This window comes from Flavobacterium aestivum, from assembly GCF_026870175.2.
GTDB lineage: Bacteria > Bacteroidota > Bacteroidia > Flavobacteriales > Flavobacteriaceae > Flavobacterium > Flavobacterium aestivum.
Genome location: NZ_CP113977.2, coordinates 2460897 through 2478253, shown reverse-complemented (window position 1 = coordinate 2478253; position 17357 = coordinate 2460897). Strand labels below are relative to the sequence as shown.

Below are 17357 nucleotides of genomic sequence, written 5' to 3'. Positions count from 1 at the left end.
ATTTAATCCTTAAAGAAACACACATTGATAACCAATACTAACGGAATCATAATTCAATCCGATACTCTTAAAGGTTCCTGTATTAAACTGAAACTTTAAAGACTGAAATTTTGAGAGTGGCATCGAGAACGTTGCCCCTATTCTAGAGGCATTAATAATACTTCCGGCAGGCGCTTCATCGACAAAGGTTTTCCCACCGCTAAACCAGTTAATATTAATTCCTGCCCACATATGATTTTTAAAAATATAACTGGTATGGGCTTGAAAAGAAACAACAGGATCTTGTTTCAATTCGTTATCCCCAAGAAACTCATCATTCTTAGTATAAAACCACACCCCTGAATATAACTCTGCATAAAAGTGCTTAAAACGTTTGGAAATCCCTACTTCTGGCTTGAAGCCCCAACGATTTGTTCCTATATTAACCCTTTTATCCGAATAATATAGTCCAGTAGGAACTGAGACAACTAAACTTGCTCCAAATATTGTTTTTTGCTGGAATTGACTAAACTCTTTGATGTTCAGTGCAGGTGATCCGAGTAGGTTTACTCCAAATCGTAAGCGCATATCTCCAAAACCTGCCCTATTTCCTGTAATTTTAGCGCCACTTACGGTTGCTTCCCCATCCATAAAAACATACGGAATGGCAACCTGAATTCTGGCCAGCTTACCTGCAAGACCAAAGGAACGCATATAACCAGCCGCAATATTGTTGCTTTTGATAATAAAATCTTCTATTGGCAAAGAAGGTTCCGTAACAACATCTCCTTTCATATAACCATAGCTTCCCACTATAATATTAACCCCTCTGGGCATGTTGGCGTAAGCCCTTGGCTCAAGATCTTGTGCAATTATAGAATTGCTAACCAATAAAAAAATCACAAATAAAAAACTAATCTTCCTTACACGAGTTAAGTTTTGTATAATCATAAATTGAATTTTACCAAGAAATTAAAAACATTTTTTAAAACTGTATTTATTATTTTGAACACATCAAAAAATCAAAATACTTACCGAAAAAGAATTAAAAAAAACCTCAAAAAAATTGAGGTTCTATTATTCCTTTATCCGTTTTTAAAATCTGTATCCAATGCTGATATTATACCTAAATCCTACTGCAGTTATCGATTGTACGCCTTTTTTTTCTACATCATTATCATTTGAAAGATTGCCTAGCTCAGGAAATTTCTCTTTCATTGCTTCAACAATTTTTTGGAATGTTTCATTTTCATCAAGTCCAGGAATTTGTCCATCCAGCTTTAAATTGTATTTATATCGTGTTAAAGAAGGTCCAAATAAAACACAATCGATAACGAACCTATCCCATAACACAAATTGATACCCTAATTCACCCCCAAAATTGGTTAAATTTAATTTTGAATTCAGGTTTGTACTACTTACTACCTGTGTATTTGGATTGGTATATTTTAAATCCCTATCTGTTTCAAATTGAAAGAAACTTATAAATGGCGCTAGATAAACCCCTCTTGGCCCCTTATATTTATTGATGCTTCCTAAATAAAATCTATAGTCAGCACCGAGCGAATATCCCTTTCTGCTGCTTTTTTTATCAAAATCGACATTATCGATATCAACTTTAATCAATGGAAATTCCTGATATCCGGCAAAAACATTCAAACTTTGGTTTTCTTTAATAATTCTTTCATACGAAAACTGGTAAGAATTATCATAAAGCAATGTATTCGACACATTAAATTTCACAGAATTCTTAAAATCTCTTGGAGCTGCTTGTGAAAAGACACTGGTTGAAGAAATTAATAGTACTAATACAAAAATGAAGACAATTCTAAGCGGAGTAGTTAAAATTTTCATGATTTATCTTTTAAATTATTTAAAACTAGGAAAGTACACTAACAAATTTAACATTTTTTTTTGAAACAGAGAAGCAAAAATTAACACTATTTTTTAACTAAAGAATTAATAATCGAAGAGTTAATTTCAGTTATCACACTGACATCCAAAAACATACTTAAAAATACAAAAAAAAGAGTGCAACACTATGATCACACTCTTTTTTTTGAGTTAAAAAAGTAAAAAAATACTTATTTAACTTTTGTCATATCTATTTCTCCAATAAAAGGAATTGCGTTTTGAAGACTGCTTCTAATCTCGGTTTGCAAATAAACCTCAAGCTGAATAAATTTTGCAGCATTTAAGGCTCCAACTGCTTTTTTTACTTTTTCGTAATAAGATGAATATAATTTATCATAAGCCAAATTGTTTTTCAAAACCCCTTTAGAGATTCCATCAGCATTGGCATCAGTTAGTGTTCCGTAGTCAGCGGCATATTGATTAATCAACTGAATTTTTTCCTGCCCCAATTTTTTGCGTTCAACTTCATAAGCTTCATATACTTTTGCAAAATCAGTTGCCTGAGTACCTGTTAACGCCATATACTGATTTACTAATTCTGCTTTTGATTTTCCATAAACAGATTGTACAATATCTACATCATCTTTCATAGTAGATTGAGCGAATGAAGTAGATGAAACTGCAAGAACAATTAATAAAAATACTTTTTTCATGTTTTTATATTTAAATGTTGAATAAGCTAATTTAACAAATTCACATTAATTAACAGTATAATTCACTGTAATATTTCAATTAAAGTTTTTACAATCAACCCATTATATAAACCGATATAACAAAACAAAGAGTTAACATTTAAAATGCTTCGCCAAAACTGATATAGGTTCCTTTTAGAGATCCTCCTTCACCAAATCCAAAATCCACCCTTAAATTAGTTTTATGTTTACTATCTACCATAACTCTCAAACCACCTCCGTATGAAAACCTCCATTTTTCGAATGATAAATCTCGATAACCACTAAAAACACGCCCGGTTCCAAAGAATCCAACAACGCCAAAAATATTCCAAATAGGCGCACGGTATTCTATCTGGGAATCTATCAGAGCCTTATCTCTATATCCTCCCTGATAATACCCTCGCATTCGATCTGAACCTCCCATCATGGAAAGATCGTAAAACGGAGTATCTCCAAAAGCATTACTCGTATAAGCTTGTAGCGCAATTATGTGCTTTAACCAAGGATTATAATACTTACGCATGTCTAAAATGAAATTGGTGAATTGATACGTACTCCCTAAAAAATGAGGATGAAAAACCAAACTGGAAAGACAATAAACTCCTTGCTGCGGATTGTACGGATTTAATCTTGTATCATATAAACCCGATAAGCCAGTACCTACATCATAACCTCCTTCTATACCTGATATATTTTGTTCGTATAAAAAACTATCACTTGGTATTTCTATGTTCCAATAATTGGCAAATTCTATTGGGATTCCTACATACAAATTCTTTTTAATTTGCATCAAATTATTAGAATAAAACTTAATCCTATCAAAATTAATTTGCTCTATGCCATCTATCGTTACATCATTCCCAATACCAAAAATATATTGTGGTTGCTTTTGATAAAACAAATAAGTTAAAAATTGATATTTATTCTCCTTTATAAAAAATTGCGAAGAGGCCACAACATTTACTCTTCCTTCTGTTGAGCTTGACACTAATCCATCAATTTTTGAAGGCTTTGAAATCGTATCTTTTTTAGACAGATTGAACACATTACTCTTAGCCAATCCAAAGATGCTTCCTGCCTCTGTAGTATACCCATAAATTGGTACTGGAATTACTTTGAAAAGTGCTTCTGCTTTTGCATTAAAATCATTAAATTTTTCGAGCTTACTTTTCTTCACTACAACAGTGTCTTCTTGCTTTTGAGCAACAGATTTTATAGAAACTGTAATTACTAAAAGCAATAGCAAAACAAAATGATTACATTTTTGAATCATAATTAATAAAAGATAGATTGGTCAAAATTACCTTTTAAAGATAGGAAGTTTATTGATAACAAATGGGGAATGTTTCTTGCAAATAAAAAATAGTTTAAAAAATCTAGAAAGTTTCTCCTGCATTAAGATAAAATCCTTGAGAGCGATTTCCAACTCCATAATCCAAAACAAGATTGGTCCGAGTCGCTTTATCAATTAAAATTCGTAAACCAGCTCCAACGGAAGGCTGAACATATTGAAAGAGTGAAATGTCATCAAACTTATCACTAGCTGTGGTAAAATTTGCAAAAACAGTACCACTGAGAAGTTGATTACAGCTTATCGGGAATCGCAATTCTGTTTGTAGATATGCTAAATTATTCCCCCTAAATAATCCTTGTGTATAACCTTCTCCACTACGACTACGCTGATCCCAACCAATTGCTGGTAAATTTAAATAAGGCACAGCTCCATTGGTTACAAACTGCCCAAAAGCCCAAAAGCCTAATATAAATTGCTTTCTCTTTGGACTAAGCGGAACAAAATATCTAAACTCTGTATAGAGTACATTACTTGACTTTTGATCATTAAATAAATCAGCATTAAATCTATAGTTCAGATTAGCAAACCAACCTTCTCTTGTATTGATTTGGTTGTCTCTGGAATCATAAATTAAATTAAAGCTAAAACCGTTTACAAAATATTCTTTGTCATTAAAACCGTACTGTTTGCTATAATTATAATGATTGGTAAATTTTCCGTTGTCGACATCCAGATTTTTGTCAATGATACTGGAATACCAATCGATTCCTATTCCTGCCCCTACATAAAAATGTTTTTTTACTTCCCAAGAAACGGTTTGATGAAACTTAAAATAGTTATAATCCATTGGCTCTTTAATGGAGTCAATATCAAAATCTGGGTCTTCTCTGTGTCTTGGTATAATAGCTGTACCTAAACCATAATTAGGTTGGGTAAAAACATACAATCTATAATCCCCACTTAGGTATATTTTATTCCCCTTTAATAAAATATTGTTTTTAGCATTAATCAACAACTGATCTTTTGTAGTCAGAGTCACACCGAGATTTGCCGAAGAATATTTATCTAAAAGACCACTCCCCTTAAAAGTATACTGTGCTGTAGCTCCATAACTAAATCCGGTTGCCGGTTGCACCCCAATTATGGGAATAACCAATAAAAAACTATTTTTTATGGGCTTTACCACCATAAGCGAGTCCTTTTTTTTAAACAACTCAAAAACAGTTTTGGGAGGACATACATCATCTGATTTTGAGGATACTTGTGCCATCATACCCACTGGGATACATACAAAAAACAATAACCATAAATAGCTATTCAAAAAATACTTTCTTTTAAAAAAATAGATCATTTTTTTAGTTCTTATATTTTTCGCAAAGAAAGAATGTCCCAGGACATCATTTTTCTTTTAGTTTTTCTATCCTACCGCTATATGAAATTTGGCTCCTGTTAAAAGTATTTATGGCTAATGAAGCGTTGCCTTCAAAAAAAACAGTTAATTGCAATTCATAAGAATCTGTTTTATCCGTAATTTTAGCTTTAATCGTATACTTTTTTTTATCTTTTGTCAAGGAGTAATTTTCAATTTTTCCTTTAAAATGCATGCCTCCATTTCCGCCGCCATAGGCAACACCTCCATAAGCTCTCCCAAAATAAGGCATCTCACTATCTACGCTATCCTTTTCGAACTTAAGAAAATTTGAATTTGTGGTCAGATCAATACTTCTGCCCCCTTGCGGGTAAGCAGTTCTACCCACAAATTTAAACTCCTTAGAATCAACAAGAGCAGCAATTTCTTTTTGTTTCTCAAGCTTTTGTTCCTCTTTTAATTGTTGTTTTGTTTTCTCTTGTGCAAAACCAATGAACATTGAAAGAGAAAGAATAAAAGATAAAATTGATGTTTTCATGTTTTTTTAAATTAAAAAATAACCATTCAATCCATACAACAAGAACAAAAAATCCAATTACATTTCGTGAGTAAAACGCATCATTTCTACATCACCCATCATAAAACTTAGGGTTTTTCCATTCTCTTTAATAACGTAAGAATCTATTTTGTCAAGCATAGACATATAGGCTGTATCACCATTTCCTTGACAAGCCATCATAGTCGTCACCATTTTGGCATCTTTAAAATTTATTTTTTTTCCATCAACCAGTAAAGCCCCAGAATATTGATTACAACTATTATTTCCTCCAACTTTATTCGTTGCAAGATCAAAAATTATTGTTGGTTTCTTTCCGGGATACAATCCGTCAAATGCTATTTTAGACCCTGTGATATAATTTAATACCCAAGTTCCCTCAAGTGAAGTTGTTTTTGACGCCGTCTTTGTTGTGTTACATGAAACCAATACCATGCAAATAAATACTACTAATAATGATAGTTTTTTCATACTTTTCTTTTTTAATATCAGAAATTGTCTCTTGTAAAAATAGCAAATATTTAAAAGCAAAATGATTTTTAATGTGCTTCTTTGCTTATTAAAAAAGTATGATTATTTTCGTTTAAAAAGACAACAATTATGACATTATTAGGAATAGGTTCCCGAATTGAGCATCCAGAATTTGGAAAAGGCGTTATCACAAATGTTACCTCAAAAGAATATTGGGTTACTTTTATAGAAAACGGATTAGAGACCATCGCATTAAACGATGAGTTCAAAGTTATAGAAGCCTCTGTTGACGAAGTAGATACTGTAAGTTTTTCGGAAGTAGAAAAAAGCTTAAGAGATCTTTTGAAAAAATGGTCCGATGTTTCTGAAATCGTGCCTATTGGAGACAAATGGAAAGGCGGCAAAATGATTTTAGAACCCGGACAAGCTGGTTTAGCCTCTAAAGAAATTCCTATTGACACCTTTTTTCATAAAATTATAATGGTTCGTGATCGTTTACGAGTAATGGAGCAAAAAATTAATTCCAGTAAAATTGAAGAAATAGAAAAGATAGAATTGCAACAATACATCACTCGTATATACGGTAGTCTGACCTCGTTTAACATTCTATTCAAATCACCTACTAACCATTTTGTGGGAGAAAAGTCAAAATAGAGTGAATATAAATCAATTTTAATACTCTTTTTATGTGTATTTTTATAATCCAAAAATTAAATTATCAAAAACATGAAAAAAATAATTCTTTCTACTGCAGTTATTATTGCAGTAATCATTGGATGTAAAACCAATAGCAAATCCAGTGACTCTAAAAAACTAAACTTGACCTTTGAATCAAAAAGCAACAGTAACGTTACAGGTACAGCTACTTTTACAGAAAAAAATGGTAAGGTGACTTTTGTAGCTAAAATTGCAGGACTACAACCTGGAATTCACGCCATACATATCCATGAAAAATCAGACTGTTCTGCTGCTGATGGAAGTTCTGCCGGAGGACACTGGAATCCAACCTTCAAGAAACACGGAAAATGGGGAGAAGGAGAATACCACAGAGGAGATATTGGTAATTTTACCGCTGATGAAAAAGGAAATGGCACAATCACTATGACTACAGACGAATGGTGTATTGGCTGTGGAGATGCCACAAAAGACATTTTAGGCAAAGGATTGATTGTACATCAGGGTGCTGATGATTTTGTTTCTCAACCTGCTGGAAATGCCGGTGCAAGAGTAGCCTGTTCTGCAATAATCAAATAAATTAAAAAAGCAGTAAAAATTCTCTTGAAAGAAAAAGAACAGCTTTATTTTAAAAACGCAACAGCTTGGCGAGAATGGTTACACAACAACCATAATTCGTCAGCTGGTGTGTATTTAATTTTCTATAAAGTAAACAGCCCTTACGAAAGTATGAGATGGGAAGAAGCTGTTCAAGTCGCAATTTGTTATGGTTGGATAGATTCAACTGTCAAAAACATTGACGAACACAGCCGAAAACAATTATTCTCTCCCAGAAAAAACAAAAGTGTTTGGAGCAAACTTAACAAATCATATATCAAAAAACTCATTGATAACAACCTAATGCATGAAAGTGGATTGGCAAAAATTGAAATCGCTAAACAAAATGGTTCATGGAATTCATTAGACGCCGTTGAAGATTTAGTAATCCCCGAAGATTTAACAAAGGCTTTTGAACAAAATCAAGAAGCTTTTGAAAACTATAAAAACTTCAAACCCACTTATAGAAAAAGCTATCTTTATTGGCTCAATCAGGCCAAAAGAGAAGAAACCAGAAACAATAGAATTACCACAATAATTGACCTTTGCAAGCAAAATAAAAAATCAAGAGATTAGTTTTTTGAACAATTTAAGTACCCCAAACTTAGCTATTCAGATTAAAATCGCGGTTTCACAAAATTCCTTATGAGAGCCCATTTTATAAATATTCAAAATAGAAATTGATCCATAAAAATACATAGCTTTGCATATTCAAAATTAAGCAATGATTAACCCATCAGTATCCGGTTGGATAGATAAATTTTTCACAAAACAAAAGTTATCAGAACGAACAGTCTCTGAAACTGAAGAATCTTATTATCAAAAATTAAGAGATACAGGATTTATCTACGGACATATCATTTCATTTGATACTTCTTTCACCATTGAATCTAAGGGCTGGTTTAAGGAAGAAATATCCAAAATAGCCTTATTAAATGCATTGTACAGCATTTTTTGCCTGACCAATAAAGAAAATGATTCCGCTAAATTTATAGAGCAAGCCAATGTATTTTACAATCAAATGCATCCTCAAGGCTTTAGCCTGTTAAAAAAAATATTACCCAAAGACAGAGCGGCATTAACCTTAGAAAAAATAATTGACGAGCGCGTTCAAACCAACGAAAACATCATCAATAAGAACTTTTCACATTTGGTTACCAATGCCTTGTTATTTATTGATGTTTTAGCTTTTCGTCAATATTTGATTCATGGTCAAATCCCTGAAAAATATTTAAAGAAAATCGAGGAAACCATAGTCAATATTGTAACTCTGGCTTTAAAAATCAAAACTAATAAAACTCAATATGACGATTTATTAATCAAGCTTTTTGAGGCCTCAATTCGTTACAGTAAATTTTCTAAAGATACCGATCTCAGTATAGAAACATTGCAGCTTGATTATTTTACTAATGAATTAGAAAAAAAATATTTAGTCGATATTGCTGGAATGGCATTATGGAGTGATGGTATTATCGAAAATAACGAAGCCTATTTTCTGTATACACTAGCCAGAACCTTTTCTATTTCGGATGAGTTTGTAGAGCAAAGTATTATCAGCACGGATGGTTTTATAGCTAAACATAAAAAAGATATACCCTATTTTAATTACTCCAATCCGGTTAAACATTTTTACGATCAAACCACACAGAGTGTTATTACCTTAATTTCACGCAACAAAACCAGATTGATCAAAGAAATTATTCAGAGCAAGGAGCTAATGCTTCTCTTAGCTTATTCTACCCGTAGAGATTTAGACGAAAAAGAAAAGAAAAAAGTAAAGAAACAATTGCTAGACATTTGCAAAACAATACCTTCTTTAACCATTTTCTTGTTTCCTGGTGGTAGCTTGTTATTACCAATTTTGATTAAGTTCATCCCTACTCTTTTGCCATCAGCATTCAATGAGAATTTAGATAGTGACGATTAGTTTTTTAATTAGAACCCTCCCTATAATAAAATTGCCCCCAATTCTCATTGAGGGCAATTACTAAAGTTTTATTTAAGTCCTAAAATATTAAAACTTAAAATAACTAAGTCAATTACTTTGTGAGTTTACAAAGCAAAATGACTTAGCATTGTTATTATTCAAAATTTAGCTGGTAAACTTCATCCAAATCATTGTCTGAACTAAAATTCACCCCTAAATCCGTTACAAAACCAGAGTTCAATCCATAAACCCAACCGTGAATCGTAAGGTCTTGACCGTTTTTCCAAGCTGCTTGCACAATAGATGTTTTAGCCAAATCAAAAACTTGTTCTTTTACATTTATTTCTACAAAAGCATTAAAACGTTCAGTTTCATCACAAATAGAATCTAAATATTTGTCATGCAAACGGTAAACATCTTTTATATGTCTAATCCAGTTATCAATTATCCCAATAGAGTCATTTCCCATTGCAGCTTTTACACCACCACAACCATAATGACCACAAACAATAACATGTTTTACTTTTAGCACATTTACTGAATAATCCAAAACACTCAACATATTCATATCCGAGTGAACAACCATGTTAGCAATGTTTCTGTGTACAAATACCTCTCCTGGTTTTGCTCCAATGATTTCGTTTGCAGGAACACGGCTGTCTGAACATCCAATCCATAATAATGGTGGAGTTTGTCCTTTAGCTAAGTCATTAAAATAGTCCTTATCAATTGCTAATTGATTTTCAACCCATTGCTTATTATTGTCTAATATTTTTTTATAAAAATCACTCATTTCGTTATTTTTTTATTTGGTTTATTTTCTTATTTGATATATTCTTATTTGATATATTCTTATTTGATATATTCTTATTTTGTATAAATGTAATTAAATAAATACTACCTAAGCTTTTACTTAATAAATTATCCAGGAAATACTTCTTTTTTAACCTCTTTTTCAACCATTACTCTTTTTACAAAATCGTAATGATGCTCGATGGTTACATGATTCTGAATCTCGTCGCTGTTTTCTAAAGCATACTCTTTTTTAAATCCTTTAAGCTTTACTTTGATATTTTCATCTACAGCTCTTGTTGTTTTAAATTCATGTATCAAATCTAAAATATCATGAGCAATATAAACTGTATCATCAGCATTGATAATCACTTTACTATTCTCTGGAATGTTTGCCAATGTCAATTTTATGGCAGCTTTATTCAAGAAAGAAACTTCTTGAGCAAGATCTATATGAATAATATCACCATCTCCGTATTCCTCTTTTCTAAAACTATAAGCTCTTTTAAGATTCCCTCTTAATATGAAAACAATACAAATTACAATCCCTAAGGTAACACCTTTTAACAAATCTGTAAATACAACCCCTAAAAAAGTAGCGATAAAAGGCAAAAACTGGTATTTACCGTAGTGCCAAAAATGCTTAAATGTTGCTGGTTTTGCCAATTTATAACCAACTAAAATTAATACTGCTGCTAATGTTGCCAAAGGAATTTTATTCAGAATAAAAGGAATTGTAAGTACACAAACCAATAATAACACCCCATGAATTATTGCTGATAATTTTGATTTGGCACCCGCTGCATTATTTGCAGAAGTACGAACTACAACAGATGTCATAGGCAATCCACCCAAAAGTGAACTCACTATGTTTCCTATTCCTTGCGCTCTTAATTCAACATTAGTATTAGTAAAACGTTTGTGAACATCCATTCTATCTGCAGCTTCAATACACAATAAAGTTTCTATAGAAGCTACAATTGCGATAGTCAAACCAACAACCCAAACTTTTGGATTCGTTATTCCAGCAAAATTGGGTGTAATTATAATTGCTTTAAATTCCTCAACTGTAGTAGGAATAGGCAATGAAACCAAGTGTTCTTTTTCAATTGCCAAAGAACTTCCGGAAGCAGTAAAAAACTCATTCAATACAACTCCAACAATTACAGCAACTAATGCACCAGGAACCAATTTTAATTTCTTCAAAGCTGGAACTTTGTCCCACATAATTAAAATTGCTATTGAAATCGAAGTAATCAATATTGCTCCAAATTGCAGGTGATTTAAAACATCAAATAAGGCTGAAAAAGTATTATTATCAGTCGTTTGCAAGAAAGCTTCATCCCCTTCAAAATCGGCATCATAACCAAAAGCATGCGGTAATTGTTTCATAATAATAATAACTCCAATACCTGCAAGCATCCCCTCGATTACATTAGTTGGAAAGTAATTAGAAATACTCCCAGCTTTTAGGAAACCTAATGTCAATTGAATTAATCCAGCAATAAAAACTGCTGTTAAAAAGACATCAAAAGCGCCTAAATCAGTAATTGCAGTTAATATAATTGCGGTTAAACCTGCAGCAGGTCCAGATACACTTATTTGTGATTGACTCAAATACCCAACTACTATCCCACCTACTATTCCTGTAATAATTCCCGAAAACAAAGGTGCTCCCGACGCCATTGCGATTCCCAAACATAGTGGCAATGCCACCAAAAAGACAACTAAACCAGAAGCAAAATCTGATTTAAAATGTGTAAAAAGATTAGTTTTTTTTGACATAATATAAATCTATTATAAAAGTTTAAATTCATTTTTGTCGCAATATAATACTGCAACAAGATGATGGCAGTGCACAAGTTTGACACTAGAAATTATAAGGACAGCGCCAGCATTATAACAGAATTTACTTTTGTCAAAATTCAATTAATGAGAATTGAATAAACAAAAGTCCAATTCAATTCAACAAAACTACAGAGTGAATAAGCACAAACACTTACGCCCCATTTTGAATAAAAATTAGAGTAATTCCATGACCATGCCAACTAATTCAACAAATTAAAAATTTGCCCTATTAATTGCTAATAACCATCAACCGATAAAGATAATTGATAAAAAAACTAAGCCCAGTTGGGAGGAGGGATAAATATAGAAGCACAGATTAGATCATGCTTGGATAAATTTTCGAAAATTATAAGTCCAGAAGCCTTTTTTGGATCAAAAAAAGTTATTTCTAAAAAAGGATTGAAAGTATAAAATTTCATATCGTGCTTTAATTCTTCAGCAGATGAAGTTGCACTAGAGCAAAGCATAGTATTTTCTTTGTCTTCTTCCAGCAAAACCACAATTGTGGGCGCCGCCAAAAACAAAACGAAAAACAATAATATTATACTTGCAAATACTCTCATGTCGGCAAAAGTAACAGATACTAATTGAATTAAAAAATTAGTAGTCTAAAATTAATCTATTTTTAACAAGATTTAAAAAATCAAAATGGCAAAAAAATCAAATAAACTACACAATTACAACTCTTTGGCTGTAATTATTTTTTTCTGTATAAAAAGCATAGAGATTATAGTCTTAGAAAAGAGTTTAATTGTTGGTTCATTTTTTATCATGACTAAACTATCTGATAAACAACTCAATTTCCCAGCGTTTTATTCTCTATGCCTTTGGAAAAAAATGGGGAACTATTATAAATTATTACAAACTTTCTTCAAGCCAAGCTTTCATCATCCAGATCGTTTTTTCTTGCTCTACTATAAAATCACTCATCATTGAAGTTGTTCCTTCATCATTTATTTGAGAAGCTTTATTTAGAATTTCTCTCTCAATTTTAAGTAGCTGAGACAATGAAGCAACAATTAACTGAATTCCTGACTCATCATTAGAGATATTCTTTCCAACTGTAATCTGATTAAATTTTATATAATCTTCAAAAGTATGCAAAGGCCTTCCACCTAATGTTAATACTCTTTCGGCTATTAAGTCGATTTTTAATTGAGAATCATTGTATAATTCCTCAAATTTAAGATGCAAATCAAAAAAACGTTTTCCTCTAATATTCCAATGCAAGCCTCTTAAGCTTTGATAGTAAATTTGAAAATTAGACAAAAGTACATTCAGTTCAACTATAATAATTTCTGATTCTTCTACGGGTAATCCTATTGTATTAAGTTTCATATCTTGTTTATTTTTTAACAAAACTAGTAAATAAATACACCAAAAAAATCATAAGTCAAATTGATTGTTTTTATATTTGCATAACAACACACTATACCATGACAATTACACAACTAAAATACGTATTGGCTGTAGCCGAACATAAAAATTTTACTCTTGCTGCCGAAAAATGCTTTGTTACCCAGCCTACATTGAGTATGCAAATTCAGAAAATAGAAGAAGAACTTAGCATTCAAATATTTGACAGAACAAAAAAACCAATTCAATTAACTGATATTGGTCAAAAAATTGTTAGTCAGGCCAAAAACATTGTCAATGAAGCTGATCGTATTCAAGACATTGTAGAACAGCAAAAAGGTTTTATAGGAGGTGAATTTCGTTTAGGGATAATCCCAACAATTATGCCTACATTATTACCAATGTTTTTGAATAATTTCATCAAGAAATATCCAAAAGTAAAACTAATAATTGAAGAGCTTAATACCGAAGAAATTATTACAAAACTAAAAAACGGTAATCTGGATGCTGCAATTGCCGCAACTCCGTTAGAAGACGAAAAAATCAAAGAAATTGTTTTATACTTTGAACCTTTTGTTGCTTATATACCAGAGAATAACGCTAATTTTCAAAAAGAGCAAATTGAAATAGACGACCTCAACATCAATGACATCTTGTTACTTCAAGACGGGCATTGCTTTAGGGATGGTATTTTAAATTTATGCAAAAACAGAAACGAAGCTGGGCTAAAACCTTTTCAAATCGAAAGTGGTAGCTTTGAAACATTAATCAAGCTTGCAGATGAAGGATTAGGTACAACTCTACTTCCGTATTTGCACACCTTGGATTTAAAAGAGTCCGATAAATTAAAGCTTAGACATTTTAAAGAACCTAAACCTGCTCGAGAAGTGAGTTTAATTTATCCAAAAAGTGAATTGAAAATTCAAATCATAGATGCCTTAAGAAACAGTATTTCAGGAGTTGTAAAAGGCGCAATTGTCTTTCAAAATGTCCAAATTATCAGTCCACTACTAAAAAAATAATTCACAAAAAGGGAACCAAATTGGTTCCCTTTTTTATTTCTTACATTACCATATATGCATCAAACATTTTTTCAATTCCGGTTTTTCATTCGTGTAGAACAACAACCATTTTCTTAAATGTTCTATCTCATAAGGCAGTAAACATCTTAAAGCTTTTTTTAATTCTTTTTCAAAAAGCACTGGATCAAAGCTCACTCTCTCGAGTATCATTTTTGTATAATCATAAATCATTCTAGACATAACAAAAAAAGATTTAAAATTTAATTGATTAAAAAACTCCATAGAATTATAAAACAATCTCATTCAAACCAACAAAAACATCAAAAAATGTTTTGCTTTTACCCTTCAAAAAATACTTTGGTGTTTATTTTATATGCATAGTTTACAATAGAATATATTTACTTTTTTTTATTTAAATACTGGACATAAAAAAAGGAACCGATAATGGTTCCTCTCTTTATTATGGGTTTACAATTAACAAGCACTGTTTCAATTCTGGCTTTTCATTTGTGAAATAAAACAACCATTCTCTTAATTCCTCCATTTCAAATGGTAAAAGTGTTCTAATTGCTTTTTCAAGTTCTTTACAAAAAAGTATTGGGTCAAAACTCACTCTTTCAAGTACAGATTTTGTGTAATCAAACATTATTTTCGACATAATAAATTAAGATTTTGGGGTTAGATCTTGATTTTAACGTTGTGTAAATATACTTCATTTTTTGAATACAAAATAAAATTTTAACATCGAATTTTTACATTTCTTAACATTGTTAAGAAAATCCTAATAAAATACAACATAAGGAATTTTACTTTCTAGCCCGAAACATTTCTCTTTTTCCTGGTGGTCCAGCAAGCTTTTCAACTGTAAAACCAACCTCTATCATACTTCTTTTTACAACACCACGAGCAGCGTAAGTAACTAAAACTCCGTTAGTTTTTAAAGCCTTGTACATTCTATCAAAAATTGTTGTGCTCCACAATTCCGGCTGCACTCGATAACCAAATGCATCAAAATAAATTAAATCGAACTTTTCTAAATCATCAATTTCTTCAAAAAATTGTTTTCTTTTCGTTAATTTAAAATCATCAGAAAAAACTGTTTTTTCTTCCCAATCACATTTATGCATTTTTTCAAAAACCGATTCAGATTCGACAGCATTCAGTTCTTTAATATAATTCATGGACAAAACTTCATCTGCAGAAACCGGATATGCTTCTACTCCAACGTAATCTATTGTTTGCCCCAATTCTTTAGACTCCAAATAAGTTATAAAAGCATTTAGCCCTGTACCAAAACCAATTTCCAGAATAGAAATACTTTGATTTGGGAATAATGCCAATCCATTTTTAATAAAAACATGTTTAGCTTCTTGTATAGCGCCATGCTTAGAATGGTAACACTCATTCCATTCTTTGAGATGTATTGTTGTCGATCCGTCGAGTGTTTGTATAATTTCTCTTTCCAAAATATTATTTTGTGATATTTAGCAATATTAAAATTCTAATTCCACTTCAAAATTAATTAAAACAATATCTTATAGCTACCTAAAATTCATCTTTTTTTATATAATTCACAGAATTCTACTCTATTTTTCAAATAATTTTAAAATATAAATAAATCACAGTTAAACAGTATTATTAATGTTATTTTAGCAAGGATTAATCTGATTTTTATTTAATTTTGCAATCAATATTACAACAAATAAGAAATTGATTTCTTTTTACCAGTATATTAACACTAAAAAAATATTTAAACCATACCCTATTATGAGTACAACTCAAACTAACAAAATAGAAGTAATAAAAGCTGCTACTTCTAAAATAAATGAAGTTGATTTTGATAATTTAAGCTTTGGAGCCATTTTTACAGATCATTTATTTGAATGTGATTTTAAAAATGGTGAATGGCAAAAACCAGTTATTAAGCCTTACGCTCCATTTTTATTGGATCCTTCTGCAAAAGTTTTTCATTACGGACAAGCAATCTTTGAAGGTATGAAAGCTTACAAAGATGATAATAATGATTTATGGCTTTTTAGACCTGATGAAAACTACAAACGTTTCAACTCGTCTGCAGTGAGAATGGCAATGCCGGAAGTCCCTGAAAATATTTTTATGGATGGTTTGAATCAATTACTACAATTGGATGAAGCATGGGTAAAAAAAGGAAAAGGAAACTCTATGTACATCAGACCTTTTATGATTGCTACTGGAGAAGGTGTTATTGCAAATCCATCTGATGAATATAAATTTATGATCTTATTATCTCCTGCTAAATCATACTATGCAGGTGAAGTAAAAGTTTTAATTGCTGAACATTACAGTAGAGCTGCCAATGGAGGAATTGGTGCTGCAAAAGCTGCTGGTAATTATGCAGCTCAGTTTTACCCAACTACTTTGGCTAACAAAGAAGGATTCCAACAAGTAATCTGGACTGATGATGCTACACATACCAAACTAGAGGAAGCAGGTACAATGAATGTGTTTTTTAGAATAAACGACACTTTATTGACAGCTCCTACTAGTGAGCGTATTTTGGATGGTATTACCAGAAAAAGTCTTCTTGATATGGCAATAAAAGAAGGAATCAACGTAGAGGTTCGTCCTGTATTGGCTTCTGAGTTAGTAGAAGCATCTAAAAACGGATCTTTGAAAGAAATCTTCGGAGCTGGTACTGCTGCAGTGGTTAATCCAATTATTGGTTACTCATACAAAGATGTATATTATGAATTGCCTAAACTTGAGAACTCATACGCATCTTTACTTAAAGAAAAATTAACTAATATTCAACACAAACTAGCTGAAGACACATTTGGCTGGACTGTTAAGATATAAATTTTAGATTTCTGATTTTAGATTTTAGAATCTATACGAATAAAAAAA

At 31.5% G+C, this 17357-nt stretch carries 20 protein-coding genes; 6 read left to right on the top strand and 14 right to left on the bottom strand.

Annotation, left to right across the window (positions count from 1 at the left end):
• Positions 1-9: 9 nt before the first annotated feature.
• The 7 genes from OZP08_RS10765 to OZP08_RS10735 form a co-directional block, all read right to left on the bottom strand.
• Positions 10-930 carry a transporter gene (locus OZP08_RS10765; RefSeq protein ID WP_268846093.1) on the bottom strand — a complete coding sequence of 307 codons (921 nt, stop codon included), beginning with the start codon at positions 928-930 and terminating at the stop codon, positions 10-12.
• Positions 931-1074: 144 nt separating this feature from the next.
• Positions 1075-1833 (bottom strand): hypothetical protein, encoded by a 759-nt coding sequence (locus OZP08_RS10760; protein WP_281321815.1) that lies wholly within the window; start codon positions 1831-1833, stop codon positions 1075-1077.
• A gap of 230 nt (positions 1834-2063) precedes the next feature.
• Entirely contained in the window at positions 2064-2546 is a 483-nt protein-coding gene (locus OZP08_RS10755) for a hypothetical protein (RefSeq protein ID WP_281321814.1), read from the bottom strand.
• 139 nt (positions 2547-2685) lie between these two features.
• Complete coding sequence (locus tag OZP08_RS10750) at positions 2686-3840, bottom strand: BamA/TamA family outer membrane protein (RefSeq protein WP_268846090.1); 1155 nt, start codon at positions 3838-3840, stop codon at positions 2686-2688.
• 103 nt (positions 3841-3943) lie between these two features.
• Positions 3944-5182: a BamA/TamA family outer membrane protein gene (locus OZP08_RS10745; protein WP_281321813.1), complete on the bottom strand. Its 1239-nt coding sequence runs from the start codon at positions 5180-5182 to the stop codon at positions 3944-3946.
• A gap of 76 nt (positions 5183-5258) precedes the next feature.
• Positions 5259-5768, bottom strand: coding sequence for a DUF4251 domain-containing protein (locus OZP08_RS10740; protein ID WP_281321812.1), 510 nt, complete (start codon positions 5766-5768; stop codon positions 5259-5261).
• 57 nt (positions 5769-5825) lie between these two features.
• Positions 5826-6257 (bottom strand): META domain-containing protein, encoded by a 432-nt coding sequence (locus OZP08_RS10735; RefSeq protein WP_281321811.1) that lies wholly within the window; start codon positions 6255-6257, stop codon positions 5826-5828.
• 129 nt (positions 6258-6386) lie between these two features.
• Here OZP08_RS10735 and OZP08_RS10730 point away from each other — a divergent pair, with 129 nt between their 5' ends.
• The 4 genes from OZP08_RS10730 (at position 6387) to OZP08_RS10715 (ending at position 9456) form a co-directional block, all read left to right on the top strand.
• Positions 6387-6911: a DUF8685 domain-containing protein gene (locus OZP08_RS10730; RefSeq protein ID WP_268846086.1), complete on the top strand. Its 525-nt coding sequence runs from the start codon at positions 6387-6389 to the stop codon at positions 6909-6911.
• Positions 6912-6983: 72 nt separating this feature from the next.
• On the top strand, positions 6984-7511 hold the full coding sequence (locus OZP08_RS10725; protein ID WP_281321810.1) for a superoxide dismutase family protein: 528 nt from the start codon (positions 6984-6986) through the stop codon (positions 7509-7511).
• Between the two features lie 24 nt (positions 7512-7535).
• Complete coding sequence (locus OZP08_RS10720; RefSeq protein ID WP_268846084.1) at positions 7536-8105, top strand: YdeI/OmpD-associated family protein; 570 nt, start codon at positions 7536-7538, stop codon at positions 8103-8105.
• Positions 8106-8253: 148 nt separating this feature from the next.
• Complete coding sequence (locus OZP08_RS10715; RefSeq protein ID WP_281321809.1) at positions 8254-9456, top strand: LETM1-related biofilm-associated protein; 1203 nt, start codon at positions 8254-8256, stop codon at positions 9454-9456.
• A gap of 154 nt (positions 9457-9610) precedes the next feature.
• Here OZP08_RS10715 and can read toward each other — a convergent pair whose 3' ends face one another.
• The 4 genes from can to OZP08_RS10695 form a co-directional block, all read right to left on the bottom strand.
• Positions 9611-10249: a carbonate dehydratase gene (gene can, locus OZP08_RS10710; RefSeq protein ID WP_268846083.1), complete on the bottom strand. Its 639-nt coding sequence runs from the start codon at positions 10247-10249 to the stop codon at positions 9611-9613.
• Between the two features lie 128 nt (positions 10250-10377).
• Positions 10378-12033, bottom strand: a complete 1656-nt coding sequence (locus OZP08_RS10705) for a SulP family inorganic anion transporter (RefSeq protein ID WP_268846082.1) — start codon at positions 12031-12033, stop codon at positions 10378-10380.
• A gap of 338 nt (positions 12034-12371) precedes the next feature.
• Positions 12372-12659 carry a hypothetical protein gene (locus tag OZP08_RS10700; protein ID WP_281321808.1) on the bottom strand — a complete coding sequence of 96 codons (288 nt, stop codon included), beginning with the start codon at positions 12657-12659 and terminating at the stop codon, positions 12372-12374.
• A gap of 295 nt (positions 12660-12954) precedes the next feature.
• Positions 12955-13434 carry a Dps family protein gene (locus tag OZP08_RS10695; RefSeq protein WP_268846080.1) on the bottom strand — a complete coding sequence of 160 codons (480 nt, stop codon included), beginning with the start codon at positions 13432-13434 and terminating at the stop codon, positions 12955-12957.
• Positions 13435-13532: 98 nt separating this feature from the next.
• Between OZP08_RS10695 and OZP08_RS10690 the strand changes: the two genes are divergently transcribed.
• On the top strand, positions 13533-14474 hold the full coding sequence (locus OZP08_RS10690) for a LysR substrate-binding domain-containing protein (protein WP_268846079.1): 942 nt from the start codon (positions 13533-13535) through the stop codon (positions 14472-14474).
• A 45-nt stretch (positions 14475-14519) separates the two neighbouring features.
• On the opposite strand, the gene OZP08_RS10685 is transcribed toward OZP08_RS10690, so the two are convergent.
• The 3 genes from OZP08_RS10685 to mnmC2 all read right to left on the bottom strand — a co-directional run bounded on the left by OZP08_RS10685 (position 14520) and on the right by mnmC2 (position 15940).
• Positions 14520-14714 carry a hypothetical protein gene (locus OZP08_RS10685; protein WP_268846078.1) on the bottom strand — a complete coding sequence of 65 codons (195 nt, stop codon included), beginning with the start codon at positions 14712-14714 and terminating at the stop codon, positions 14520-14522.
• A gap of 220 nt (positions 14715-14934) precedes the next feature.
• Positions 14935-15132 carry a hypothetical protein gene (locus OZP08_RS10680; RefSeq protein WP_268846077.1) on the bottom strand — a complete coding sequence of 66 codons (198 nt, stop codon included), beginning with the start codon at positions 15130-15132 and terminating at the stop codon, positions 14935-14937.
• A 148-nt stretch (positions 15133-15280) separates the two neighbouring features.
• Positions 15281-15940, bottom strand: a complete 660-nt coding sequence (gene mnmC2, locus OZP08_RS10675; RefSeq protein ID WP_281321807.1) for a tRNA (5-methylaminomethyl-2-thiouridine)(34)-methyltransferase MnmC2 — start codon at positions 15938-15940, stop codon at positions 15281-15283.
• A 301-nt stretch (positions 15941-16241) separates the two neighbouring features.
• Between mnmC2 and OZP08_RS10670 the strand changes: the two genes are divergently transcribed.
• Positions 16242-17309, top strand: coding sequence for a branched-chain amino acid aminotransferase (locus OZP08_RS10670; RefSeq protein ID WP_281321806.1), 1068 nt, complete (start codon positions 16242-16244; stop codon positions 17307-17309).
• Positions 17310-17357 lie beyond the last annotated feature (48 nt).